This window comes from Oricola thermophila, assembly GCF_013358405.1.
Taxonomy (GTDB): Bacteria; Pseudomonadota; Alphaproteobacteria; order Rhizobiales; family Rhizobiaceae; genus Oricola; species Oricola thermophila.
In genome coordinates, this window is the sequence record NZ_CP054836.1 from 1,785,633 (window position 1) to 1,810,988 (window position 25,356).

At 62.7% G+C, this 25,356-nt stretch carries 20 protein-coding genes; 14 read left to right on the forward strand and 6 right to left on the reverse strand.

Annotation, left to right across the window (positions count from 1 at the left end; all coding sequences use genetic code 11):
* Positions 1-4: 4 nt before the first annotated feature.
* Positions 5-802, forward strand: coding sequence for a 5-deoxy-glucuronate isomerase (gene iolB, locus HTY61_RS08665; RefSeq protein ID WP_175276411.1), 798 nt, complete (start codon positions 5-7; stop codon positions 800-802).
* A gap of 171 nt (positions 803-973) precedes the next feature.
* Here iolB and HTY61_RS08670 read toward each other — a convergent pair whose 3' ends face one another.
* The gene (locus HTY61_RS08670) at positions 974-1,342 is read right to left on the reverse strand and encodes a response regulator (RefSeq protein ID WP_175276412.1); all 369 of its coding nucleotides are present in this window, start codon (positions 1,340-1,342) and stop codon (positions 974-976) included.
* Between the two features lie 569 nt (positions 1,343-1,911).
* On the opposite strand from HTY61_RS08670, the gene bcsA reads away from it, so the two are divergent.
* The 5 genes from bcsA to HTY61_RS08695 are packed head-to-tail and all read left to right on the forward strand — an operon-like array spanning position 1,912 to position 9,842.
* Complete coding sequence (gene bcsA / locus HTY61_RS08675) at positions 1,912-4,140, forward strand: UDP-forming cellulose synthase catalytic subunit (RefSeq protein ID WP_246272976.1); 2,229 nt, start codon at positions 1,912-1,914, stop codon at positions 4,138-4,140.
* A complete protein-coding gene (locus tag HTY61_RS08680) occupies positions 4,140-6,488 on the forward strand; it encodes a cellulose biosynthesis cyclic di-GMP-binding regulatory protein BcsB (protein WP_175276413.1) in 2,349 nt (782 codons plus the stop codon). Before bcsA ends, HTY61_RS08680 begins: the two co-directional genes overlap by 1 nt.
* The gene (locus HTY61_RS08685; RefSeq protein ID WP_175276414.1) at positions 6,485-7,567 is read left to right on the forward strand and encodes a family 8 glycosyl hydrolase; all 1,083 of its coding nucleotides are present in this window, start codon (positions 6,485-6,487) and stop codon (positions 7,565-7,567) included. The genes HTY61_RS08680 and HTY61_RS08685 overlap by 4 nt, the downstream gene beginning before the upstream one ends.
* Positions 7,546-9,420, forward strand: coding sequence for a tetratricopeptide repeat protein (locus HTY61_RS08690; protein WP_175276415.1), 1,875 nt, complete (start codon positions 7,546-7,548; stop codon positions 9,418-9,420). The genes HTY61_RS08685 and HTY61_RS08690 overlap by 22 nt, the downstream gene beginning before the upstream one ends.
* A 41-nt stretch (positions 9,421-9,461) precedes the next feature.
* On the forward strand, positions 9,462-9,842 hold the full coding sequence (locus HTY61_RS08695) for a hypothetical protein (protein ID WP_175276416.1): 381 nt from the start codon (positions 9,462-9,464) through the stop codon (positions 9,840-9,842).
* Positions 9,843-9,890: 48 nt separating this feature from the next.
* Here the strand turns inward: HTY61_RS08695 and HTY61_RS08700 are convergent, their stop codons facing one another.
* Entirely contained in the window at positions 9,891-10,973 is a 1,083-nt protein-coding gene (locus HTY61_RS08700) for an ABC transporter ATP-binding protein (protein WP_175276417.1), read from the reverse strand.
* A 25-nt stretch (positions 10,974-10,998) separates the two neighbouring features.
* Positions 10,999-11,796: an IclR family transcriptional regulator gene (locus tag HTY61_RS08705; protein ID WP_175278487.1), complete on the reverse strand. Its 798-nt coding sequence runs from the start codon at positions 11,794-11,796 to the stop codon at positions 10,999-11,001.
* Between the two features lie 214 nt (positions 11,797-12,010).
* Here HTY61_RS08705 and HTY61_RS08710 point away from each other — a divergent pair, with 214 nt between their 5' ends.
* The 8 genes from HTY61_RS08710 to HTY61_RS08745 all read left to right on the forward strand — a co-directional run bounded on the left by HTY61_RS08710 (position 12,011) and on the right by HTY61_RS08745 (position 21,629).
* Positions 12,011-13,252 carry an ABC transporter substrate-binding protein gene (locus HTY61_RS08710; protein WP_175276418.1) on the forward strand — a complete coding sequence of 414 codons (1,242 nt, stop codon included), beginning with the start codon at positions 12,011-12,013 and terminating at the stop codon, positions 13,250-13,252.
* Positions 13,253-13,357: 105 nt separating this feature from the next.
* The gene (locus HTY61_RS08715) at positions 13,358-14,290 is read left to right on the forward strand and encodes a carbohydrate ABC transporter permease (protein WP_175276419.1); all 933 of its coding nucleotides are present in this window, start codon (positions 13,358-13,360) and stop codon (positions 14,288-14,290) included.
* A 1-nt stretch (position 14,291) separates the two neighbouring features.
* Entirely contained in the window at positions 14,292-15,140 is an 849-nt protein-coding gene (locus HTY61_RS08720) for a carbohydrate ABC transporter permease (protein WP_175276420.1), read from the forward strand.
* Position 15,141: 1 nt separating this feature from the next.
* On the forward strand, positions 15,142-17,268 hold the full coding sequence (locus HTY61_RS08725) for an alpha-galactosidase (protein WP_197945382.1): 2,127 nt from the start codon (positions 15,142-15,144) through the stop codon (positions 17,266-17,268).
* A gap of 2 nt (positions 17,269-17,270) precedes the next feature.
* A complete protein-coding gene (locus HTY61_RS08730; RefSeq protein WP_175276421.1) occupies positions 17,271-18,038 on the forward strand; it encodes an SDR family NAD(P)-dependent oxidoreductase in 768 nt (255 codons plus the stop codon).
* Complete coding sequence (locus HTY61_RS08735) at positions 18,035-18,973, forward strand: 2-dehydro-3-deoxygalactonokinase (protein ID WP_175276422.1); 939 nt, start codon at positions 18,035-18,037, stop codon at positions 18,971-18,973. Before HTY61_RS08730 ends, HTY61_RS08735 begins: the two co-directional genes overlap by 4 nt.
* A 20-nt stretch (positions 18,974-18,993) precedes the next feature.
* Positions 18,994-19,641, forward strand: a complete 648-nt coding sequence (locus HTY61_RS08740; RefSeq protein ID WP_175276423.1) for a 2-dehydro-3-deoxy-6-phosphogalactonate aldolase — start codon at positions 18,994-18,996, stop codon at positions 19,639-19,641.
* Between the two features lie 5 nt (positions 19,642-19,646).
* Positions 19,647-21,629, forward strand: a complete 1,983-nt coding sequence (locus tag HTY61_RS08745; protein WP_175276424.1) for a beta-galactosidase — start codon at positions 19,647-19,649, stop codon at positions 21,627-21,629.
* 39 nt (positions 21,630-21,668) lie between these two features.
* Here the strand turns inward: HTY61_RS08745 and HTY61_RS08750 are convergent, their stop codons facing one another.
* From HTY61_RS08750 to HTY61_RS08760, 3 genes are all read right to left on the reverse strand, one after another.
* The gene (locus tag HTY61_RS08750) at positions 21,669-22,418 is read right to left on the reverse strand and encodes a transcriptional regulator NanR (RefSeq protein WP_175276425.1); all 750 of its coding nucleotides are present in this window, start codon (positions 22,416-22,418) and stop codon (positions 21,669-21,671) included.
* A gap of 72 nt (positions 22,419-22,490) precedes the next feature.
* Positions 22,491-24,317 carry a D-apionate lactonase gene (gene apnL, locus HTY61_RS08755; RefSeq protein WP_175276426.1) on the reverse strand — a complete coding sequence of 609 codons (1,827 nt, stop codon included), beginning with the start codon at positions 24,315-24,317 and terminating at the stop codon, positions 22,491-22,493.
* 11 nt (positions 24,318-24,328) lie between these two features.
* A complete protein-coding gene (locus HTY61_RS08760; RefSeq protein WP_175276427.1) occupies positions 24,329-25,354 on the reverse strand; it encodes a Gfo/Idh/MocA family protein in 1,026 nt (341 codons plus the stop codon).
* Positions 25,355-25,356 lie beyond the last annotated feature (2 nt).

The following is a 25,356-nucleotide window of genomic DNA, read 5'->3' on the forward strand; positions in this document are numbered from 1 at the left end:
GACGATGGCAAATCTGCTGGTCAAACCAAGAGGCAAGCATGGCCATGTCACCCATGTCACGCCGGAAAGCGCCGGATGGACCTATGTCGGCTTCGACCTGCATCGCCTGAAGCCGGGCGAGACCGTGTCCGAGCAGACAGGTGACCGTGAAGTTTGCCTCGTCTGGATTGCCGGCAAGGGCCGCGCGACCGCCGGCAGCGACGATTTCGGCTCCATCGGCGAACGGATGAGCCCGTTCGACGGGCCGCCCCATGCGCTTTATGTACCCGCCGGATCGAACTGGTCGGTGACCGCCGATACAGATCTGGAACTCGCCGTCTGCTCTGCGCCCGGCGGAGGCAATCATCACGCGAAGCTCATCCCTCCCGGCACGCACCCGCCGGAAACGCGCGGCAAGGGCTCCAATGTCCGCCACGTCAACAACATCATGCCTGAAGATGACGGCTCGGCCCATTCGCTGCTGGTGGTGGAGGTTATCACGCCAAACGGCAACACCTCCTCCTATCCGTCGCACAAGCACGACCAGGACAACCTCCCGCATGAAAGCCAGCTGGAAGAGACCTATTACCACCGGCTCAATCCGCCGCAGGGCTTCGCCTTCCAGCGCGTGTATACCGACGACCGGTCGCTCGACGAGGCAATGGCGGTGGAGGACGGCGACGTGGTGCTGGTGCCGAAGGGATACCATCCATGCGCCACGATCCACGGCTACGACCTCTACTACCTAAACGTCATGGCCGGGCCGAAGCGTATCTGGCAGTTCCACAACCAGAAAGAACATGAGTGGCTGCTGAACGCCTGACGAACACGTGATCGGCGGCAAGTATCCGGACCGGCATTGACATGCAGGCTGGCCGATCACGATCCTGCGCGACGACTTCCGCAGGCCGAAATCTTCGCCCTGCCGCCGGCTACATCAGCGGTCGCCTTTCCGTGCCCCCCTGTGAACGCCGCTACCGGACGAGAACGCGGTTCAGAGCGTTTCAGCGGCAACGCGGGCGACAGCCGCGTAGAATTCCCCGGATGAAAAGGGTTTCAGCACGACCGTATGCAGGCCTGCGAACCCACCTCTCACGACACAGGCCGCGTCGGTAGTCAGGAATACGACCGGGATTCCCGCATCATTCAGCTCGTCGACCAGATTGGGCGCGGTTCCGTCGACCGAGCGCATGTCGACTATGGCGAGGTCGAACTTTTCGCCGGTCACCTGCCGTGTCGACGCAGCATCCCCCTCGCCGGCCGTCACGATCCGCGTGGCGCCGAATCCCACGAGCATTGCCTCGATGTCCAGGGCAATCACGGCGGAATCTTCCACGACAAGGACGGACTTTCCGGATGGCAAGGCGCTTATCTCCCGGTACCTGGCCCGGCCGGCAGCGCCGGCCCGCTCCTCGTACATGCAAGAAGTGGCAGGTTTCCCCGACGGAATACCAGAGTCTCCGGGTTTCGCGAAACACGAATGCTTGCATGCGCGGACAAGGTGGAACGCCGGTTGTTCCCGCGCAAGATCGATCGGCGACCGGACAACGGGCGCCGAAATGCCCTCGATCCGGTCAGGTTGCGAATCCGCCATTCGACCAACGCAAGGACGCAAAGAATGCCGCACCGCAAAAACGCAATACGTTTTCGACATGCGCCGCAAAGACAGAAACCTGTTTCCGGAAACAAGAAATCCGCACAAAAACAACGCACTTAGCTAAAATTGCACCCATTTTCACGCATGCAATTCGGGCGACGACCGCCAAATATTTCAGCATCCTGACGAATTTGCGAGCAGTTTGTGAAATTTTCCTGACAATCGGGCAAAAAGTGCCCCGATTCAACAGATTAACACTTGATTAACTCAACGTTAGCAGCTTTCAATGGGCCAATTCTCGTAGGTGCAGTGCACCATTTTCAGGAATCGGCACCGTGCTCAGAACCATTCTGCTTTTCGCCTGGATCCTCGCGGCATGCGCCGCGATGTTCCTGATCGCCCAGCCCGTCGGCACAACCGGTCAGCTGATCATCTCCCTCTCGGTGATCGTGATGCTTACCGTCATTTCGGTTCTCAGGCTCGACGGAACCTGGCGACACATATTCCTCGCTGTCGCCTCGGTCATCGTCCTGCGCTACGCATTCTGGCGGACGACCAACACGCTGCCGCCGGCGGACGACCTCTACTCCTTCATCCCCGCGCTCCTGCTCTACGGCGCCGAGATGTACTGCATCCTGATGCTCGCGATCTCGCTGTTCGTCGTCTCCGACCCGATCGACCGGGAACCGGCACCGCAATTTCCCGACGAAGAACTCCCCACGATCGACGTCTTCGTGCCGTCGTACAATGAAGGCAAGGAGATCCTCGCCCTGACCCTCGCCGCGGCCAAGGCGATGGTCTATCCGAAGGACAAGCTGCGGATCTATCTGCTGGACGACGGCGGGACGCTGGAGAAGCGCAATTCGCCGGATCCCGACGTCGCGCGTACCGCAAGCATCCGCCACGAGGAACTGCGCACGCTGTGCCGCCAGCTCGGCGTGCGGTACCACGCGCGAGCCGAGAACAGGCACGCCAAGGCGGGCAATCTGAATGCCGGCCTGGAAGTATCGGAGGGCGATCTCGTCGTCGTCTTCGACGCCGACCATGCCCCGGAGAAGAACTTCCTGAAGGAGACGGTCGGCTACTTTCTCGAGGACCCCAAGCTCTTCCTGGTGCAGACCCCGCATTTCTTCGCCAACGCCGATCCCCTCGAACGCAATCTCGGCACCTTCGGCGCCATGCCGTCGGAAAACGAGATGTTCTATCACCGGATCCAGAAGGGTCTGGATCGCTGGAACGCTTCCTTTTTCTGCGGCTCGGCCGCGGTACTCCGCCGCGATGCGCTGCGCCAGGTTGGCGGTTTCTCCGGCATAACCATCACCGAGGACTGCGAAACGGCACTCGAACTGCATTCACGCGGCTGGACCAGCATCTATGTGGACAAGCCGCTCATTTCGGGCCTCCAGCCCGACACGCTCGCGAGCTTCATCGGCCAGCGCTCGCGGTGGTGCCGGGGCATGATCCAGATCATGCTGCTGAGAAACCCGCTGCTGCAGCCCGGGCTGACCTTCCCGCAACGCCTGAGCTACCTGTCCAGCAACCTGTTCTGGATGTTCCCGCTGGTACGCCTCGCCTTCTTTGCGGCCCCGTTGCTCTTCATCCTGTTCGACATGAAGATCTATGTCGCCTCGCTGGACGAGTTCTTCGCCTACACGGTCACCTACCTGATCGTGGCCGAGATGGTGCGGACCTATCTGTACGGCAACGTGCGCTGGCCCTGGATATCGGAGCTATACGAATACATCCAGACCGTCTTCCTGGTGCGGGCAATCATAAGCGTTTTCCTGTCGCCGCGATCGCCGAAATTCAACGTCACCGAGAAGGGCCACGCCATCGAGGAAGACACGCTGTCGGAACTCGCATGGCCCTATTTCGCCATCTTCACGCTCTTCTGCGTGTCGCTCGCCGTCGCGATCTATCGCTACCAGACGGAACCCGAGATCAGCGGCCTGCTGCTGGTCGTCGGCGCCTGGAACTTTCTCAACGTGGTCATCGCCGGCGCCGCGCTCGGCGTGGTCATAGAGCGCAAGAGCGAACAGGATTCGCACGACCTGCTCGCTGTCGGGCAGTGCGATCTGGTCGTCGGCGAGGAATCCGTACCCGTTTCCGTGGCCTCGATCTCTCCCACCCGGGCAAGGTTGATTCCCGCCAGGAGTGCAAAGCTGCCGGACATGCGCCGCGGCGGAAAGGCCATATTGTGGCGTCCGGAGGCCAGCCCCGACGGGATCATTTCGACATTGCCGGTCTCCTATACCGGCGGTCGCGAGGATGACGGCAGCATATCGGTCCGCTTCGAACCCGACACCGAGCACTATGCAATCATTGCCGACCTGATGATGTCGGACCTTTCGCCGGCGCGCGATGCGCGTGCCGATCGGCGGAAACGCCGCAGCATCATCCTGTCGACATGGACGCTGCTTGCCTGGGCCCTTCGCTACCCGCCCGCAGCAGCATGGATGGCGATCACCGGCCGTCGCCGCGGGCGCAACGACCCGCAGCCGGTCGGCGCTGTCGCACCGACGCCGCGCGGGAGCGCGGCAAAACCCGAACCGGGAGCAGCATGATGGCAGGAAACAAGATGGCACTGCTCCTTGCCGGAGCAGTCGCGTCCCTCGCGGTCGCCCTGCCCGCCGCGGCACAGGAGGGATTCAGCCTCGACATCCCCGTCGCGACGAACGAGCCGGCGCCAAGCCGGGCCCTGAAGCCGATCGCGGCGGATTCGCGCGACCTTTTCTTCAGCGGCGAAAGCAATTTCCGCGAATTCGCCTTCTTCGCCATGCCCGAGGAAACCGCCGGCGACATCAAGCTGGTGCTCAACCTGCAAAGCGCGATCTCCAACACGCCGGAACAGTCGCGCATGGCCGTCTACGTCAATGATGTCGAGCTCGGCGTGGTGCAGCTGGCATCCGGCGAACCCCGCACCATCGAGCTGCCGGTAAAGCCGGGCATCATTCAACCCGGCTTCAACGCCGTCACCTTCCTCGTCGACCAGTTCCACCGCGTCGACTGCTCGGTCGTGGCCACCTACGAGCTGTGGACCCAGATCGACCCGGCGCGAAGCGGCTTCGCCTTTTCGGCCACGCCGGGCAACCGCAGCGACTTCGCCGACCTCGCGGCCGTTGCCCGTGCCGTGAACGGCCGCACCGCGATCCGGGCGGTACTGCCGGACGGCGCGGCGGCATGGACCGCAAGCCTGCTGGCAGAGACCATCCAGGCGGTATCCGTGGCGGCGCATTACGACCAGCCCCATGTCGAGTTCGCCGAAGATGCCGGCAGCGGCCCGGGCGTCGACGTGGTCATAGGCACGCCGGAAACCGTCCGCGAGATCTATGGCGAGATCGAACTCGACATCCCGAACGGCTCCGGCATCGTCGTATCGCGCGCGCCCGGCGACGACCGCATCCGCCTGTTCGTTCTCGGCCGCTCGCCGGAGGACATCCGCCGCCATATCGACACGCTGCACAACCAGTCGGCACGAACGGAATCCCGCGGCACCGCGCCGGGAATGCGGGCTTTCCGCAAGCTGGAAGGCCGCATCCTCGAACCGGGAACCGTGGTAAGCCTCGCCGATCTGGGCATCAACATGCGCACCTTCACCGGCCGCCATTTCCGCCAGTCGGTGAATTTCGAGATGCCGGACGATTTCTATCCCGGCGACTATGGGCGTGCCTCGATCCGGCTGAACGCGCTCTATGCCGCAGGCCTGTCGAAGGGAGCCGACCTGATCGTCAAGCTCAATGACATCATCGTCTCCAACATCAGCCTCGGGGCCAGCCGGGACGGCGTGATCGACGAGCAGCAACTGCCGATACCCTTTTCGGCGTTCCGTCCGGGCGAGAACACGCTTGCCATCGAGGCACGCCTGCCCGCGCCCTCGGACCAGGTCTGCGACCCGACGCGGATCGGAGGCGGTTCGGGCCGGCTTCGCATCCTTCCCTCCTCCTACCTGGAGATGCCGGATTTCGCCCGCATCGGCCGCTATCCGGACCTGGCGACCCTCAATGCATCGCTCAGCGAATTCGTCGGCCGCGACGGATCCGAACCGCTGCCGGTTCTCGTGCCGCAATCGGACCGGGCGGCAATGAATGCAGCGGCCACATTTCTCGCCAAGCTGGCATATGCGTCCGGCACGGTATTCCGGACCGAGTTCGTGTCCTCCGTGCCCTTCGACGAGTCGCGTCCGCTGATTGCCTTCGGAACCTACAATTCGCTGCCCTTCGACTTCCTGTCGAAGATGAACATCGATTTCTCGCTGGCACCCAACCTTGACGCGGAGACCGCCCCCATAGGCGGCGGACAGTCGACGCCCTTTCCCTCCGACTTCGCCGATACCGTGCAACAGCGCGAGGCGGAAACGATCTCGACGGGACCGAGACGCCTGTTGGAAAGCGGGGTACGCATCGTCCGAAACACCATCGACTCGACGACCGAGCTGTTCAGCGACATGCGCGACGGCGCCTACCGGGTCGCCGGGCTGTTCGGCCTGGCCGCGCCCGACGTTCCATCCTCGAGCGAGCGCGAGCCGCCGTTTTCTCCGTCCCGCACGGCCAATCTCGTCATCGCCCAGCGCCACAACCCGACGGGCGACGCCACCTGGACGCTGGTCGCAGCCCAGCGGGAAGACCAGCTGGCGGACGCGGTGCTGACCCTGACGCACCGCTCGGTCTGGAGCCGGATCGGCGGCTCGATCCTGTCGATCGCCGACACCGGCGAAATCGTCGACAAGGTCGAGGCAAAGAACACCACGCTGTTCCTGACACAACCGTCGACCGTGACGAATTCGCGCCTGGTCATCGCAGGCTGGCTTTCAAACAACTCGGACAAATACGTGGTTGCCGTGATGGGCGTATTCTCGCTGCTCGGCCTGTTCACGCATTTGCTGCTTCGGATCGGGAGGAACCGGCGGCGATGAAGACCCTTGCTCTGTTCCTGATGGCAACCCTTCTCCTTCCATTCCCGTTCGTGCAGCGTGCCTCGGCCACCACGGACGACGTGCGGGTGAGCGACTACATGATCGGCGCATGGTTCGCGTACCGGCTGAAATTCGTCGAGGACAGCGGCCGGGTCGTCGACAATGTCAACGGCAATATCAGCCATTCGGAAAGCCAGGGCTATGCCATGGTCCTGGCCGTGTCCGCGGACGACCGCGAGACCTTCGACCGCATCTGGTCGTGGACGCAGGAGAACCTGTTCATCCGCGAGGACAGGCTGGCGGCATGGAAATGGGATCCCGAGGCGGATCCGCCCGTGCAGGACATGAACAACGCCACGGACGGCGACCTTCTTATCGCTTGGGCGCTGATGAAGGCACGCATGGCCTGGGGCGAGGAACGCTATCTCGCGGCCGCGCGCGAAATCCTGGATGACATCAGGAAGCTCGCTGTCGTCGATACGCCGCATGGCAAGATCCTGCTTCCCGGCGTGATCGGCTTCGACGCGGAGAGCCAGGAGTCGGGGCCCATCGTCAACCTTTCCTACTGGATATTCCCCGCCATCGACGAGCTGGGATTGATCTCGCCGGAATTTCCCGCGCGCGAGTTGATCGCGACGGGGCTCAAGCTGCTGGAGAAGGCGAAATTCGGCCCGTCCGACCTGCCTGCGAACTGGATTGCGCTCGGTGGCGAGGAAATCGCGCCCGCACCCGGCTTCGATACGCATTTCGGGTATGACGCGATCCGCATCCCGCTCTATCTCGCCTGGCTGACCGCATCCTATCCCGACCTGCTCGACCCCTACGAACGGGCATGGACGAAGCGGAACGGCAGGGCCGTCCACGTGATCGACCTGGTATCCGGGGAAGCCATCGGCGCGATGACCGATCCCGGCTACCAGGCCATCGTCGATCTCGTCCTGTGCAGTCGCGGAACGCAGGCATCGGCCTTCCACATCCGTCGCTTCGAACCGACCGACTACTACCCCTCAACGCTTCATCTTCTCAGTCTGCTAGCCATGGTCCAGAGGTACCCCCAATGTTTGACCGCCCCCTTGTGAAATTTCTCGCATTGTCGGCGACGGCACTCACCGTTTCGCTCGCTTCCGCGCAGAACGTCTATGCCCCGACGGGCTTCGGCTCGCCCGTCCTGCCGGCACCCGGCCAGGGTACGGCATTTGCGCCGCAATGGGGGCCCCAGGGCGTCGCCCCGTCCGTCATGCCGGCCAATCCCGCGGTGGTCCCCGCACCGAACGCTTGGAGCGCGGCGCCCGCAACGGACGTGGCGCTGGTGCCCGGCCCGCTCGTGCCGGGGCAAAACCCGTTCGCCGCAAGTCCGAACCCGACGCATGGCCATGTTCCGGCCGCCAATACCGCGACCGCCGCCCAACCGCGCGCAGGTTCGGCCATGGCCAACTACCTGCCGGAGGCCACGGTGCAGGCACCGGCGGCGGCCCCGCCGCGCGCGCCGGGCATCACTGCAACCGCCAACCCGACCGTGTCTGCGCCTGCGCCGATGCCGGCTCCCGCGCAACCCAATCCCTTTGCCGTTCAGTCGGCGCCCACCCCGGCCCCGGCGGCACCCAGCCCCGGCAAACCCGCAAACCCGTTCTCCCTCGGCACCGGGAACGAGACCGCGACCGCGACCGATTCGGAAACCGTGAAACGCGACGAGGTCGATATCAGCGCCCTGCGTTACTATGCCAGCAAGCGCGACCTTCAGCGGGTCGGCGCGGAGATGCGCCGCCTCAAGACGCTGCATCCGGACTGGGAACCGCCGGCAGACCTTTTCGCGCCACAAAGCAGCGTCGACGAGCAGCCGCTGTGGGACCTGTTCACGGTCGGCAACTATGCCGCCGTCCGCGCCAAGATTGCGGCATACAAGAGCGTCAACCCGGAATGGAACCCCTCCGATGACCTGGTGTCGAAGCTGGAGACGGCCGAGGCCCGCATCAGCCTCGAGCGCGCGTTTCTCGCGGGGAACTGGAACCAGGTCGTCGCGATCGCGAATTCCAGGCCGTCTCTGCTTGTCTGCGACCAGATGCAAAGCCTCTGGAATGTCGGGGAAGCGCTGGCGGCCATGCGCGACTACGCGCGATCGTTCGAGCTGTACAAGTACATCCTCACGAATTGCGGAAACCGCGAAGAGCGGATAGCGACCGTGCAGAAGGCCAGCCTCGTTCTCCCCGAGCAGGGAACGGCCGCACTGGTCATGCTGGGCGAAATCCTTCCCGATGGCACGTCGGAATTCGAGGATGTCGGTTTCAACGGCCTGCGTGCGCGCATGGGCCGCGTCGCGTCCGGCGATCCGCTTTCGCAGCCGATCGGTTCCGTCGATCTCCAGCGCTTTGCGGAATATGTGCAGCGCAAGCGCTCGGCAGACGATGCCGCACTGTTCGGCTGGTACTATTACGGTCAGGAACAGTGGGATGCCGCGCACGCCTGGTTCGTGGCCGCCAATTACGTCAAGAAGGATCCGAAACTCATCGAGGGACTGATCCTCAGCATTCGCAAGATCGGGCAGACGGAAGAGGCGCTGAAGCTCGCTCGCCAGGTACGAAAGCTCTCGCCCGAACTCGAAAACCAATATGTCGAGATCGTCTCGGAGATTCTCACCGACGAGGACAGCGAGATCGAGCTGTCTTCCAAGGAATTCGCCGCCTTCGAGGATCTCGTTCGCGAAGGCGGGTCGGCGCTCGGTGCCCAGGCGATCGGCTGGCACTACCTGTTGCGCGAAAAGGAACTGAAGACAGCGCGCGGCTGGTTCCGGGAATCGGTCGAGTGGGAGGAAAACGAAGGCGCGGTGATCGGCCTCGCGGTCGTTGCCGCCCGCATGCGCCATTTCAAGACGCTGGCGTCGATCCGCTCCCGCTACGGCGACAAATACGCCGCGCTGGATAAGTTCCGCCGCTGACGGAACGATACCGAAATTCGAGAAAACCGAGTGTGTGGAAAATGCGTGGCCTGACCAAACTTCTTGTCCTTTGCACCGTCCTGCTTGTTGCCGGATGCACGACAATTAACAACGACGGCCCGGTGCCGGCTTCCTATATCCAGCAGACGCTCACCGGCCGATCATGGATGTGGGTGCCCGGCGGTCCGGGCGCCGGAATCTATTTCGGCGCAAACGGCGAAGGCCAGGTCAGCTGGAACGGCAAGGTCAAGAAGGTGAAGTGGCACGCCAGGGACGGGCGGTTCTGCTACACGGGTTCCGGCGGCTCTTGCTGGCTTCTGTACCGGTCGGGCGGAAAAATGTATTCCCGCGCCACCTCTGGCGGAAGCCCGTATCCCTGGCACCCGCTCCGAGACACCAAGCGCGGAAACTTCGTCTTCTGACCGTCATCGCCCGATCCGGGGCGAAGCGGAAACCGAGCGCCGGTTCGGCTATCGGATTCGCAGGCCCGTGGACGGGTCGAACAGGAAGGCGCGCGACGGGTCGAACCGCGCCGTGAAATCCTGTCCCGGCGCGACATCGGCATCCTCACCCAAGGCGATCGTCAGCGGATTGTCGGTCCCTGCGCCCGAATAGGCATAGGACACCCCGCCCAGATGTTCGATGACGTCGATGCGGGCGTCGATGCCGGCCGTTCCGGCCGCGCCGAAATGCTCGGGGCGGATCCCGACCGTCACGGAGTCCCCGGCCTTCAGCCCCTCTCCCGCAGGCACGGCGAAGGGCGCGGCCGACCGCTCGGCCAGTTCGACCGTCGTCGCCCCGCCGGAAACCGACTTCACCACGCCCGCCAGGAAGTTCATCTTCGGCGAACCGATGAAGCCGGCCACGAAGATGTTGTGAGGATTGTTGTAGAGGTCCAGCGGCGCCCCCACCTGCTCTATGCGGCCGGCGTTGAGCACAACAATCTTGTCGGCCAGCGTCATCGCCTCTACCTGGTCATGGGTCACGTAGATCATGGTCGCGCCGAGTTCCCCGTGCAAACGGGCAATCTCGAGACGCATCTGGACGCGCAGTTCCGCATCGAGATTGGAAAGCGGCTCGTCGAACAGGAACACCTTCGGCTCACGCACGATCGCCCGACCGATGGCGACACGCTGACGCTGACCGCCGGAGAGCTGCTTGGGCTTGCGTGCCAGCAACTGCTCCAGGTGCAGTATCTGCGCCGCCTTCGATACGCGCTCCTGTATTACGGTTCGGTCTGTGCCCGTCATGCGCAGGCCGAAGCCCATGTTCTCCTCGACGGTCATGTGTGGATAAAGCGCATATGACTGAAACACCATCGCCACGCCGCGATCCGCGGGCTCGACGCGCGTGACGTCGACATCGCCAATGCTGATCGTGCCCGATGTCGCCTCCTCCAGTCCGGCAACGAGACGCAGGAGCGTGGACTTTCCGCATCCCGACGGGCCCACGAATACGGCAAACTCGCCGGACTTGATGGACAGATCTACGCCATGAATCACGTCGACCTTGCCAAATGACTTTTTCAGATTCTTCAGTTCGACGTCCGCCATGGACAGCCTCCCTCCTGCCGGTGTTTCAGCCACGCGGGCCAAGTTTCAATCTCATGTCATCGGTAATCGCCGCAGCCGTTCCTCGCACGTCGTCGGCCCAAGCCTCCAACTGCTCCATTCCAACGCGGTAGACAGGCGCCGTGACGGATATCCCGGCGCAGAAATCGCGATGAGGCGCGCCTACCGGCGCAGCAATGCAATGAATGCCCGACTCGTGCTCTTCGCGGTCAAAGGCAATTCCGGTTGTCCGGATTTCCTCGATCTCGCGAAGGAAGGCATTCGCGTCGCGGATCGTGCGTTCCGTGTAGGGTTGGAAATCAATGCGCCGAATCCGGTTGGCCAGTTCATCGCCCTGCAAGAGGGAGAGTGCAGCCTTGCCCACGCCGGTGCAAAACGCCGGTGATGCATTGCCGATCTGGCTGTGCATGCGCACCGACTGACGCGATTCCACCTTGTCCAGATAGATCACCTCGACACCCTGTAACACGCCCAAGTGGATGGTTTCACCTACCTTGTCATGCAGGGAATTGAGGTGGGGCTCGGCAATTTCACGAAACTGGTTCCCCGCCCAGGCATTGGATGCGAGCTTCAGCAACCGCAGCCCCAGTCCATAAGTGCCGTCGGCATTGACCTGCAGGAGCCCTTCGTCAATCAGATTGGAAATCTGGCGGTGCAGCGTGCCACGCGGCTGATCAAGTTCGGCCAACAAGTCCGTGAACCGCAAGGGCCTTTTCGCAGCAGCAACGACGTCAAGCACGGCAATAGCCTTGCCCAGTGTACCCGTCCCGGCATCTCCAGCAGTTCTGTTCGCTGATCTTCGCATGTGAATGCGCGCGGCCTCCCCCACAATCTGATCTTGACTTTTGGGCACTGTAATTGAATAGTTCTGAATAGTCAAACCGTGTTCCACATAGTGGAATTTGGCTATGCGTATTGACCGCCCTTCACCCGGGCGGCCAACAGCATCCCCTGACGAGGGGTGCAGGCGTTTGCGACAATGGTGGCTCGCGCCACCGCATACAGGGAGGAACCCCATCATGAATATCGTAGTGAAATCCGCTGCCCTCGGCCTCGCGGTATCGACCCTGATGGCATCGACGGCCATCGCGCAGCAGCGTACCCTCAAATACTATGCCGACTTCGACCCGGCGCCGCTCGCGGCATTCGAAGCGGTCATTGCCGATTTCGAGGCGGCGAACCCCGATATCGACGTGGTGCTGCAGAATTTCGACCACGAGGGCTACAAGACCGCGATCAGGAACTTCCTGACTGCCGACGCGCCGGACCTCGCCAACTGGTACGCGGGCAACCGCATGGCTCCGTTCGTCAATTCGGGCCAGTTCCAAGACGTCTCGGACGTTTGGGAAGAGCACAACCTGCACGAAAGCCTGGCCTCGGCCGCGCCTTCCATGACGATCGACGGGAAGCAGTGGGGTGTGCCCTACACCTACTACCAGTGGGGCATCTACTACAACAAGTCGGTCTATGAGCAGGTCGGTGTCGATGTCCCCGAGACCTGGGACGAGTTCGTTTCCAACTGCGAGAAATTCAAGGCCGCCGGCATCGACTGCCTGACCACCGGCACCAAGGCGCTATGGCCCGGAGCCGGCATCTTCGACTACCTCAACCTGCGCACCAACGGATACGAGTTCCACATGGCACTCACTTCCGGCGAGGTCGCGTGGACCGACGACCGCGTGAAGGCGACATTCGCGGAATGGGGCAAGCTGGTCGAGCCCGGATACATCACGGCCAATCACGCCGCGCTTGACTGGCAGGACGCCGCCTCGCTCCTGATCCAGGGCAAGGCCGCCAACTATGTCATGGGCAATTTCGCCGTGGCCGTGTTCAAGGATGGCGGCATGACCGACGACACGCTTGGCTTCATGCCGTTCCCGACGATCAATCCCGACGTCGCACGCGCGGAAGAAGCCCCGACGGACACGGTCCACATCCCCGCAGGCGCAAAGAACGTGGACGATGCGAAGAAGTTTCTCGCATTCCTGGCCACTGCCGATGTGCAGACCAAGCTGAACGAGGCACTCGGCCAGCTGCCCATCAACAAGGACTCGTCGGTCGCCGATGATCCCTTCATCAAGGCCGGTTTCGAGCTTCTGTCGACCACGCCCGGCGGCATCGCCCAGTTCTTCGACCGCGACGCCCCGGCAGAGATGGCCAAGATCGGCATGGAGGGCTTCCAGCAGTTCATGGTGCAGCCCGGCCAGATCGACAACATCCTCGAGCGGCTCGAAAAGGCGCGCCAGCGCATCTACAAGTAGATAACGCGCGGGGCCGGGATCCGTCCCGGCCCTCGCCTGCGGCGCCCGGACACAGGATCCACGTGTGTCCGCTTAGCTGTTCCTGATCGCGGGAGGATCGAGACCATGGCCATTGCGGACGTTTCAATATCCGCCACCCCGGCGCCCCAGCGTTCCTGGTGGCGCCGAAATCAACAACGCCTGACGCCTTGGCTGTTCCTTCTGCCCGGAATGGCCATGTTTCTCGTCTACGTGATCTGGCCGATCTTCGAATCCTTCTGGCTGTCATTCTATGACTGGGACGGACTCGGCGAGAAGGTCTGGCTGGGCTGGGGCAACTATGCCGAGCTGTTTGACGACGACGCCTTCTACACCTCGCTCTGGAACAACGTGCTCTGGCTGGTGCTCTACCTGCTTGCGGTGCCGGCAGGACTGGCAATCGCGATTTTTCTCAACCAGAACGTATTCGGGATCCGGCTCTACAAATCCCTGTTCTTCTTTCCCTTCGTCATAAGCCAGGTCGTGGTCGGCCTGATGTTTTCCTGGTTCTATGCCCCGAACTTCGGGCTGTTCTACAAGCTGATCGAGTGGCTGACCGGAACCGGCGTCGCCGTCCTGGCCGACCCGGAACTGGTCACTTACGGCATCATCGCCGCCGGATTGTGGCCGCAGATCGCCTATTGCATGATCCTCTACCTCACGGGTCTCAACAACGTTTCACCCGACCAGGTCGAGGCTGCACGGCTCGACGGAGCTCGGGGCCTTCGCATGCTGTGGTACGTAATCCTGCCGCAACTCAGACCCGCAACCTTCATCGCCGTGGTCGTGACCGTGATCGGTGCCCTCAGGTCGTTCGACCTCGTCTCGATCATGACGGACGGCGGCCCATTCGGCTCATCCCGCGTCCTGTCCTTCTACATGTATGAACAGGCACTCAGCGAGTACGGCTACCGCATGGGATATGGCGCAGCCATCGCCGTTATCCTGTTCCTGATCATGATGATCTTCATCTCCGGTTTCATCTGGAAGATGGTCCGCGACGAAAGGGAGGGCTACTGAAATGTTCCCGCGTCCCATAGAACATTCCGCGCCGCCCGCGCGCATCGCCTATCAAGTCGCGCTCCCCATCGCTCTGGTGCTATGGCTGCTGCCGCTCATCGGAGTCGCCCTCACCTCCGTACGCCCATCCGGCGACCTGGCCGCCGGCAACTATTTCGGCTGGCCGTCCGCCATCGCCTTTTCCAACTATGCCGAGGTATTCCAGAACTCGCCGATCGGTCAGTACATCCTGAACTCCTTCCGGGTCACGATCCCTACGGTAATCGGGGCCGTCGCGATCTCGACGATGACCGGCTTCGCACTCGGCATCTACCAGTTCCGATCGAACATCCCGATTTTCTTCATGTTCGTGGCCGGCAATTTCGTACCGTTCCAGATCCTGATGGTGCCGGTCCGGGACATGACCGTGAGCATGGGGCTGTACAACACGACCACCGGTCTCGTGTTGTTCCACATCGCCTTCCAGTCCGGTTTCTGCACACTCTTCATGCGCAACTTCATTCGCTCGCTGCCGCGGGAACTGATCGAAGCGGCACGGGTCGAAGGCGTCGCGGAATGGAAGATATTCATTCACATCGTCCTGCCATTGATGCGGCCGGCGATCGCCGCCCTTTCGGTTCTCGTCTTCACATTCATCTGGAACGACTACTTCTGGGCGACCGTCCTTACGACATCGGCAACCACGCAGCCGGTGACAGCGGGTCTCTATTCGCTCAACGGCCAATGGATCGCCTCATGGCATCTGGTCTCGGCAGGATCAATCGTCGCGGCAATGCCGCCGGTGCTGATGTTCTTCCTCATGCAGCGCCACTTCATCGCAGGCCTCACGCTCGGAGCCACAAAGGGATAAGGTGAGCAAGGACAATTCCACCGATGCAATCCGGTGCTGGCGGCTTGATGCCGGTGGCAGAACCGCTGTCTTCGCGAGCCTTGACAACGGCGTGCCGGCACTCGTCCATTTCGGCCGCGCGCTGCCGCCGTTCGAGAACCTGGGGTCGCTGGCCCGGCTGTCACTGCCCAATGTTGCCGGCGGCCAGCTCGACAGCCCTGCCCCGCTCTCACTGTTTCCGACAGCAACTGACGGGTGGCAGGGACACCCCGGCATAGGGCTTGTGGACAATGACGGCACAGCCGTCGAGCCTGCGCTACGGCTGACGGACGTGCAATCGTCCGCAGACCGGGTCGAGTGGCAAACAGACGATGCCAAACGCGTCCGCCTCACGATCACTGCCCGGCTTGACCGCGCGGGTCTCCTTCACATGAAGACATCCGCCGAGCCGCGAAACGGCCATGGCGTGCGATGGCTCTGCGCCGGGGCCGTACCGGTACCCGACTGCCTTTCCCGCATCGTTGATCACGGCGGCCGCTGGACCGGAGAATTTCGCCGGCAGGAGACGCGCTTCCGCGTCGGCCAACATGTGCGCGAAAGCCGCGAAGGCCGCACGGGCCATGCGCACTTTCCTGGCGTCACCTTTCTTTCGGATGCCTGCGGGGAAAACTCCGGCGAGTGCATGGGGGCGACCCTATGCTGGTCGGGCGGTCACCGGATGATCGCCGAGGAGATACCGGACGGACGGCGGCAGCTCCAGTTCTCGGTGCTGGACGATGCCATTCACTCGGACCCGGTTAGCCTGCCGGAAATGATCCTTGCCTGGTCCGAAGTTGGCCTGAACGGGCTGTCACAGGCATTCCACACCGTGCCGCGCAGCCATCACGCCGACCGCATGAACAGATCCCCGGCCCGGCCGGTTCACTACAACTGCTGGGAAGCGGTCTATTTCCGTCATTCGGTGGAAGAACTGCAAGAGATCGCCTCCCGCGCGGCGGCACTCGGCGCGGAACGTTTCGTGCTGGATGACGGCTGGTTCAAGGGCCGAAACGACGACACCTCGTCGCTTGGCGACTGGACCGTTGACCCGGACAAGTACCCGCAGGGGCTGTCTCCGCTCGTCGATCACGTGCTCGCTCTCGGGATGCGTTTCGGAATCTGGTTCGAGCCGGAGATGGTCAATACCGAAAGCGATCTCTTCCGGGCTCATCCGGACTGGGTACTCGGCCCGGCCGAACAGCCCTCCGGGCGAAACCAGCACGTTCTCGACCTATCGAAGGTCGAAGTCCGCGAGTACCTGTTCGATGCCGTCTCCACGATCCTTTCTCGCTATCCGGTCGACTACGTGAAGTGGGACCACAACCGCATTCTCACCGGCGGGAGTCCGGCACAGACATTCGCGCTCTACGACCTGCTGAGCCGGCTGAACGCGGCCTTTCCGGACGTGGAGTTCGAAAGCTGCGCCTCCGGGGGAGGACGCATCGACTACGGCATACTCGCCCATACCACTCGCGTGTGGCTTTCCGATTCCAACGACGCGGTCGAGCGCCTCCGCATGCAGCACGAGGCCTCGCGCTGGCTGCCCCCGGAATTCCAGGGTTCGCATGTCGGCCCGCGCCGGTGTCACACTTCGGGGCGGATCCTGCCTATGAGCTTCCGCGCCTGGGTCGCGGCACAACGGCACATGGGCTTCGAGATGGATCCGCGCGAGCTGACCGACGATGAAGCGAACACGCTTGAGAAGGCGACCGGATGGTACCGCGCCAATCGCGACTTCCTTTTCTCCGCGCGCCACTTCAGGATCGAGAGCAACGACCCAGAGGTCTTCTCGGAAGTCTTCGTCGCGCCGGACGCATCCCGGTTCGTCCTGTTCCGCGGGCAATCAGGGGCCTCCTGCCAGATCGCCGCACGTCCCTTCCCGCTCCCGGGACTCGAAACCGATGCGTCATACGAGATCGGTCTCGTCAACGCTGAAGACGTTGCGCCGCTGCTCAACCGCACCGATGCGGTCGGCTTCGCGAAAGGCCACAAGCTCATACTCTCCGGCGCAGCGCTGATGGCAGGCGCGCTGCGCGCCCCCAACGCGTTCCCGCACACCATGTTGGTGTTCGAGGGAACAAGGACCACCCAAACCGGCGGACGCGACTGACCATGGCAAACCAACCCAGTTTTCCGGAATTCCAGAATGCCTCTGTCCTCATTACCGGGGGCGGTACGGGAATAGGTGCGGCATTGACCGAGGGCTTCGCGGCACAGGGCGCCCGGGTTGCTTTCATCGACATCGCTGCGGATGCGAGCGAGGAACTGGTCGAAAGACTGGCACCAAGGGTCACGCATCGTCCCACCTTCCTGCATGCCGACTTGCGCGATGTCTCCGCCCTGCGAAAGGCCATTTCCGACGCGTCAACGGCAAACGGCCCGATCACGGTGCTGGTCAACAATGCCGCGCTCGACGACCGCCACGAGATAGAGACAGTCGATGAGGCTTACTGGGAAAACAATCTCGCCATCAATCTGCGTCCGCAGTTCTTCACCATCCAGGCGGTTGCCGAGGGCATGAAACAGGCGGGCGGCGGCGCCATAGTCAATTTCACCTCGACGTCATTCATGCTCAACATCGGAGACATGCCGGCCTATACCACCGCCAAGGCAGGCATCGTCGGCCTGACAAAGGGCATGGCCGGCAAGCTCGGTCCACACAATATCCGCGTGAACGCGATTGCCCCCGGATGGGTAATGACGGAGCGCCAGAAGAAGCTCTGGGTTACCGAGGAGGGCCTCGCCTCGATGATCGAGCGACAATGCATCAAGCAGGAAATCCAGCCGGAAGACATGGTCGGCCCATGCCTGTTCCTGGCATCCAATGCGGCGCGGATGGTCACTGCCCAGGTTCTCATCGCGGACGGGGGCATGTTGTGACCAGGGCCATCGCACCTTCGCTGGTCGCCGTGGATTGGGGAACGTCCCATCTTCGTATCTGGCTGCTCGGGGATGACGGCTCCGTGGTGGCCGAACACGGCAGCGACGAAGGCATGAGCACGACACCGCGCGAAGGGTTTCACACCGTGCTGGAGGCACACCTCGCCGCGCTCGCGGTGCCCCTCGATGTACCCGTGATGATGTGCGGCATGGTGGGCTCGCGGCAAGGATGGGCCGAGGCCCGCTACCTTGCCCTGCCGGCCACCCTCGCAGACATTGCCGGTGGCGCCGTCCGCATCCCCGATCTTCCTCGCGACATCTTCATCATGCCGGGATTATGCAAACCAGACGAACGCTATCCGGACGTCATGCGCGGCGAGGAAACGCAATTGCTCGGACTGCATCGGATCTCGCCGGTTGCCGGGGACCGGATCGCCTGCATGCCGGGCACCCATTCGAAGTGGGTGCACATGAAGGACGGCAGCGTGACCGATTTCGTGACTTTCATGACCGGTGATGCCTTCGCCGCCCTGTCAAGTCACTCGGTGTTGCGACACTCCATGGCGGACGCCCCGGTCGATTCCGCCTCACCGGTCTTTCGCGAGGCTGTACGGATGAGCCTTGACTGCCCTGCCGACATCCTGGCTCGCCTGTTTTCCATCCGGCCGGCAAGCCTGCTTGAGGATCTCGATCCCGTGCATGCGAAAGAGCGATTGTCGGGCTTTCTGATCGGCGAGGAAATCGCCGGTGCGCGCGCACGCCTGTCCCTGCCCGCGGAAATCGACATCATCGGCGGCGAAGCGCTTTCCGCGCTCTATGAAGCCGCGCTCTCGGAAGCAGGCATCACCTGCCGCATCCATGATGGCAAAGAGCTTGCGATTGCCGGCCTTGCCGGCGCCGCAAATGCCATGCCGGATGGCGCGGCTGCAGGCTAGATACAAGGAACGGAACGGACATGACCCAAGCAGCTCCCTGGCCTCGGCTTTCACGCGAACTGGTCGCGATCCTGCGCGGTCTCGAACCCGACAACGCGCTCGATACGGCCGGCGCGCTCGTGGATGCCGGGTTCCAGGCAATCGAGGTACCACTGAACTCGCCCGAACCTTTCCGCTCCATCGAAAGCATAGCGAAAGCTTTCGGCGACCGAATCCTCGTCGGCGCGGGGACCGTACTCACGCCAGCCGATGTCGATCGCCTGAATGATACCGGCGGGCGCCTCGTGGTATCACCGAACATCGACGCGGCCGTTCTTGCGCGGGCGCACGAACATGGCATGGTGACGATGCCCGGCGTTTTCTCGCCGACCGAGGCGCTGGCCGCAGTCGCCGCCGGCGCACCGGCGCTGAAGTTTTTCCCGGCCAGCGTGCTCGGCGCGTCCGGCATCAAGGCGATTTCCGCCGTACTGCCTGCAGGAACGATCATCGGCGCGGTCGGAGGCGTGTCCGAGCGCGATTTCGGCACCTATGTGCGCAACGGCATCCGCCTGTTCGGGCTGGGGTCCTCCATCTTCCGACCGGGCATGGACAAGCGCGAAATCGCCGAGAGAGCCCGCCGCACCGTCTCGGCCTGGGATGCGGCCGTGAACGGAACGCTGGAGGCCTGACAGCCATGTCGGCGAAGCGGAAACAGACACTCGGCGTCTGCTACTACCCGGAACACTGGCCGCGGGAGCGCTGGGAGACGGACGCGCGGATGATGGCGGAAGCGGGCATTACCCACGTTCGCATCGGCGAATTCGCCTGGAGCCGGATCGAACCTGAGCCCGGCCGCTACGACTGGGACTGGCTGGACGACGCCATCGAGGTACTGCATGGATATGGCCTTGGAGTCGTGCTCGGCACACCGACAGCGACACCGCCGAAATGGCTGGTCGATTCCATGCCCGACATGTTGGCCGTCGGCGCGGACGGCAAGGTGCGCGGATTCGGCTCGCGGCGGCACTATTGCTTCAGCCACGAGGGATACCGCCGCGAATGCGCGCGCATCGTCACCGAGCTTGCGAAACGTTACGGGCGTCATCCGGCGCTTGCTGCCTGGCAGACAGACAACGAATATGGGTGCCATGACACCGTGGAGAGCTATTCCAAGGCGGCACTCGAGGGATTCCGCAACTGGTTGGCCCAGAAGTACCAGTCGCCCGACGCTCTCAACCGCGCCTGGGGCAACGTCTTCTGGTCGATGGAATATCGCTCTTTCGACGAAGTGGAATTGCCAAACCTCACGGTAACGGAGCCGAACCCGGCCCATGCCATGGATTTCCAGCGCTATTCCTCGGACCAGGTTGTCGCGTTCAACCGGATACAGACAGAGATCATCCGCGCCCACTCGCCGGGCGTGCCGATAGCGCACAACTTCATGGGGCGTTTCGTCGCCTTCGATCACTTTGCCGTCAGCCGCGACCTGGACATAGCGAGCTGGGACTCCTATCCCATCGGCTTCCTCGACCGGGATACCGATGACGAGGAGAACAAGCTTCGCTATCTCGGTGTCGGCGATCCGGACAACCAGGCACTTCACCACGACCTCTACCGGTCCTGCGGACAGGTCCGCAATGGCGAGATCGAGGGGCGCTGGTGGGTAATGGAGCAGCAGCCCGGCCCGGTGAACTGGGCGCCATGGAACCCGGCTCCCTTCCCCGGTGCCGTGCGCCTGTGGGCGTGGGAGGCCTTTGCCGCCGGAGCCGAGGTGGTGAGCTATTTCCGCTGGCGCCAGCCGCCCTTCGCGCAGGAGCAGATGCACGAGGCGCTGCTGCTGCCCAACGCCGAACCAAACGAGGCCTACGAGGCCTGCCGGCAGATATCGGCGGAACTGGCACGGATCGGAGCGGTTGCCGCGCCGGAACGATCGGACGTCGCGCTGGTGTTCGATTACGAGAGCGCCTGGGCGTGGAACATCCAGCCGCAAGGCCGCGATTTCGTGTATTTCGACCTCGTTTTGCGCTTCTACCGCGCCCTCCGCCAATGGGGCATCTCGATCGATGTCGTGCCGCCGGAAGCAGATGCCGTCAGCGGAAGACGACTTGTGATCGTTCCCGGCCTGTTTTCCGGAACGAATATGCTTGTGGAAGCGTTGGCCACCGGCGAAGCAATCGTCCTGCTCGGTCCGCGCACCGGTTCCAAAACGAAGGACTTCCAAATCTCGGAGGAATTACCGCCGGGGCCGTTCGGTAGATTGATCGACCTGAATATCCGAAGAGTGGAAAGCCTGCCGCCGTTTGCCGATGTAAAGCTGAAAGACGGCGGTCGCTTCGACGGTTGGCGCGAATTCCTCGTTCCCGGTACGGGAACGACAGTGCATCGCGCCTCTATCGACGGCCACGAAGCGCATGTCTCGCAGGGACGCGTCCACTATCTCGGTGGACGCCCGGACGAAGAGACCGCAAAAGCGATCATCGGCGAATTGCTTCGCGAGTCAGGCATCACCCCGCTCGACCTGCATCGTGACATCCGCGTGCGCGACAACGGCAGTCTCCGATTCGTCTTCAACTACGGCCCGGAAACGGTCGATGTCAGCGCGATCGCGAACGGTGCGGAGGTGTTGTTCGGAGAAGCATTGCTCGGTCCGCGCGAAGTTTTGGCTCTACGGCGCTGAACCCGAAATGCATGGATATCGCGGACGCGACGCAGACTGCTACCCTTTCTGGGCAACGCCGGGCTTCCGATGCTTGTAGAGATCCGCGGTCCGATCGATGTGCATGCGCATCGCCTCGGTCGCGCCATCCGGATCACCAGCCTCAATGTTGTCCACAATGAGGGCGTGCTCCTTTAGAGTCACCTCCTCCTGTCCGGTCCAGATCAGCACTTCCGTGTGATAGTTGAACAGCCAGTTCAGCATGGCTTCGCTGACAGAGGCGAAGATCGGATTGCCGGACATTCTGGCGATCGTGGCGTGGAACTGCATGTCGGTGCGAATAAATAACGGCGCATCGCCCAGATGGCCGCGCTGCTCCTCGACCAAGCCGCGCAGGACCGCAGCGTCTTCCGGCGTAGCGCGTTCGGCCGCCAAGCGTACCATGCCAAGCTCAAAATGGCGCCGGGCCTCTTTTAAATGTTCCAGGTTGTCGGGTGACATCGCCAGCAATAGCTGCGCTACGGGATCGGCCTGCCGAAAAAGAATGTCCGCAGAGAGGAAACCGACGCGAGAACGCTCGCCGTGAGAAATCGTAATCAGGCCCATCGACTGCATCGACTGCAGTGCCTCGCGAACCGCGGGACGCCCTACCCCGAAACGCTCCATCAGTTCACGTTCCGACGGCATCGGATCGCCGGCCTTCAATTCGCCCGAGATCATCATATCCCGCAGACGCTCGAGAACTTGGTCGGACAACTTCCGGCGGACGATCTTCTCGCCCTTCTTGCCGGGATCGTTCCACCGCTGCATCGTCGTTCGGTCTCCTAAGTCATCTGTCGCACGACCTATATCGTCTTCGCGACCGCTTTTGATTGCCCCTCATTAGCACAATGTTTCGATACCTGCGCGGTCGACGCGGACTACCTGAAAAGGTTGCAATGTCGCATCCACAGCATTTGTGACGCGAAGCGTCTCCGGCGTCAGGTTGGCGCAGATAATTTCCGGGCCCTTATTTCCTTCAAACGACACGACTGCCAACCGCTTTTCCTCAGGGGACAGGGACTGCAAGCGCCGTTTCCTGGCGCTCCGAGCAAGCGCGCGTACCACGCGCCCGACCGGCAAAAGGCCGGTTTTGTCAACGATGCCACGCGCGCCCAAGAAGGCCGCCGGCACCCAACGCTCGATGTGCGTATCGTGCAGCATTGCGGCATAACCGGTTGTCCAGGCCGCAGCGAACCTGCCCCGCTGGCGCGGATCATCATGCGCCATGCAAATACGCTTGCCCTGTGGGTTGTCCATCGTTCGCGAGCCATAGGGATTCTGGCGCATGCCGATGGTTGTCGGGCCGAGCCGGTATCCCGCATGCTGTCCGATGATCGCGCGCGCCGAACGGGTAATGTGCGGAATGGTTTCTAGCGTCTCCATCACACTGTCATCGTCGGCTGCATGAACGATCGGATTGGTGGCATGGGTCACGTAGTCGAGCATCTCGACCGGCGGGCGCTTGCGATTCAGCTCGGTGAAGTAGCTGAACACGCCACCGCCGAGCGTGACATCCGGAAAGGCCTCGCGCGCCGCGCGGTAGATGTCGGCGAGCGGCGGGCATGGCGGCCACTCGCTACCGGGCGGAGTCGACTGGCGGTCGACCGAGGGGCAGACTGCTACGGACTCCAATTTCAGGCCGGATTCCAGGACCGCTGCGGCGACATCGGCAAGTTCGTCGTCAAGATCGCCGTTGCCCAGCACCACGCATTCCAGCTCAAACAGGGATGGAAAAGCTTTCTGGAGGCGAGCAAATGCCTTGATGGCCGCCCGACCGTGCCCCGCCGCGGGATCGTAATGGCAGAGAATTGCCTGCGGCGCGACATCGCGCAGATGTTCAAGATTTCGCAGCGTGTCGTCCACTTCTTCCGGGGCGATAACAAGCCCGATCCGGGGCATAGAGATCCCGGTCTCCGCTCCGATTTCGACGGAAATCATCTCGTCGTCGCTCATCATCGCCGGAGCGGGCAACAGCGGCCGGACATTGACGACGACGCTCTGGCGGTCGGTTTCGCCTGCCGGCATAAGGTAGGGCCAGGGCAATTCGAGAGGCCGGACATAGGTCTTGTAGGAAGCGTCCGACCAGTTTCGCTGATCCTCCATCTCGAAAACATCGCCGAGCAGCCGGCACTCGACCTCAAGATGGCCCGGGCGGTACGTCAAGGAGCGTAACGTCTTGAATGGCTGCCAGGGTTCGATCAGGTCCGGGAAGACCGCATCCTCCCGCGTTCCATCGCAATGCTCGACCGTGACGGGGCGACCGCTCACGCCGTCGATCGGATGCAAGACATTGAACCCGCAGCGGTTCGTCTCGAAATCCGCCGAAGGGGTCGCCTCGACCTCAAAACGGAGGGTTCCGTCCGCCGCGCCGGCAATCACCGCTTGATAGACGAGTTCGGCGCCCGGCGCGGTGCAGGTACCGGTATAGGAAACCTCGAATTCCTCAGCGTTCTCGACAACGACGAGGTCGGTGATCGCGGGCTGTAGCGTGCCCCAGTCGCGATCGCGAACGATATAGGCAATCGCGCGGATCACCTCGACGCCATCATAGCGTACATAACGGAGGTTGCCCTCCTCCAGCCGCGCCTCAAGCCTTCCTGCCCGCAGGACTCGGCCGTGGGGCCGTGGTTGTGAGGTTCCGTAAAGGGTGATCGCATCGACCGTCATGAATTTCCCCGTCAGCCCGGCACCTGCATCCGGCCGCCCTCTTCCGCCGAACGATAGGCGGCATATACCAGCGCCAAGGTCTTCAGATTGTCCTCGCCGGACGTCTCCGGCTCGATATCCCGGGACAGGCAATCGGCAAAGTGGCGTTCTATGTTGAAGACACTTTCCTGGATGTTGTGCCAGGGCTTCTCGGCCCATGGCAGAAGCGGCGGCGAAACATCCGTCTCGCGCGTGCCGGATCCGTTGTGTACTTGGAGCCTGTAATCGGCGCCGAGCCGCACTGTTCCATGCGAACCGTCGACCTCGATCAGCGTTTCCGGGAAGTTCTCGCGCGGCAGTTTCGTCGCGTAGCTGCAATCCACGATGCTGGTGACGTTGCCCTCGTGGCCAAGCATTATGGTCGCGACATCCTCGCCCCGGATCCGCGGGTTTACTCGCGTCGTGCGCGCAGACAGCGTTTCCACCTCGCCGAACAGGAACCGGCTGATGTCGAGTATATGTATGCCGAGATCCTGGATGATGAACCGCTCGTCCGTGGCGAGATAGGGCTGGGCGGCATAGACATCATAGGCCGAGCGAAAACTGACCCGGCCCCAGAAGGGCGACCCAATCGCGCCCGAGTCGATCGCGGCCCTGACCGCGCGGATAGGCGATTGCCAGCGGAAATTCTCGTGAACCATCAACGTCACTTCGTGCGCGCGGGCTGCCGCAACCATGGCTTTGCCATCCTCCATGCTGTCGGCGAACGGTTTCTGGCAGATGATGGCAAGGCCGCGTGCCGCCGCCATTTCCACCAGTGACCTGTGCGTCGCTACGGTCGTCGCAATGTCGACGAAATCCAGTTTCTCGGCATCCATCATGGCTGCTGCATCTTCGTAGCACCGCTCGATCCCGAAGCTTTCAGATGTAGCCTTGAGTCTCGCCCTGTCGCGATCGCACAGGGCGACAATTTCCGCGCCCTCGACATCTCTCCACGCGTGAAGATGGTTCTGCGCGAAAAATCCGCACCCGATCAGGCCACCTTTCAACATATCCAACT

Excerpts from the sequence above, each read along its gene's own strand:
- iolB (WP_175276411.1), top strand. The coding sequence starts at position 5 with ATGGCAAATCTGCTGGTCAAACCAAGAGGCAAGCATGGCCATGTCACC.
- HTY61_RS08680 (WP_175276413.1), top strand. The coding sequence starts at position 4,140 with ATGGCAGGAAACAAGATGGCACTGCTCCTTGCCGGAGCAGTCGCGTCC.
- HTY61_RS08685 (WP_175276414.1), top strand. The coding sequence starts at position 6,485 with ATGAAGACCCTTGCTCTGTTCCTGATGGCAACCCTTCTCCTTCCATTC.
- HTY61_RS08690 (WP_175276415.1), top strand. The coding sequence starts at position 7,546 with ATGTTTGACCGCCCCCTTGTGAAATTTCTCGCATTGTCGGCGACGGCA.
- HTY61_RS08695 (WP_175276416.1), top strand. The coding sequence starts at position 9,462 with ATGCGTGGCCTGACCAAACTTCTTGTCCTTTGCACCGTCCTGCTTGTT.
- HTY61_RS08700 (WP_175276417.1), bottom strand. The coding sequence starts at position 10,973 with ATGGCGGACGTCGAACTGAAGAATCTGAAAAAGTCATTTGGCAAGGTC.
- HTY61_RS08705 (WP_175278487.1), bottom strand. The coding sequence starts at position 11,796 with ATGCGAAGATCAGCGAACAGAACTGCTGGAGATGCCGGGACGGGTACA.
- HTY61_RS08710 (WP_175276418.1), top strand. The coding sequence starts at position 12,011 with ATGAATATCGTAGTGAAATCCGCTGCCCTCGGCCTCGCGGTATCGACC.
- HTY61_RS08715 (WP_175276419.1), top strand. The coding sequence starts at position 13,358 with ATGGCCATTGCGGACGTTTCAATATCCGCCACCCCGGCGCCCCAGCGT.
- HTY61_RS08720 (WP_175276420.1), top strand. The coding sequence starts at position 14,292 with ATGTTCCCGCGTCCCATAGAACATTCCGCGCCGCCCGCGCGCATCGCC.
- HTY61_RS08730 (WP_175276421.1), top strand. The coding sequence starts at position 17,271 with ATGGCAAACCAACCCAGTTTTCCGGAATTCCAGAATGCCTCTGTCCTC.
- HTY61_RS08740 (WP_175276423.1), top strand. The coding sequence starts at position 18,994 with ATGACCCAAGCAGCTCCCTGGCCTCGGCTTTCACGCGAACTGGTCGCG.
- HTY61_RS08745 (WP_175276424.1), top strand. The coding sequence starts at position 19,647 with ATGTCGGCGAAGCGGAAACAGACACTCGGCGTCTGCTACTACCCGGAA.
- HTY61_RS08750 (WP_175276425.1), bottom strand. The coding sequence starts at position 22,418 with ATGCAGCGGTGGAACGATCCCGGCAAGAAGGGCGAGAAGATCGTCCGC.
- apnL (WP_175276426.1), bottom strand. The coding sequence starts at position 24,317 with ATGACGGTCGATGCGATCACCCTTTACGGAACCTCACAACCACGGCCC.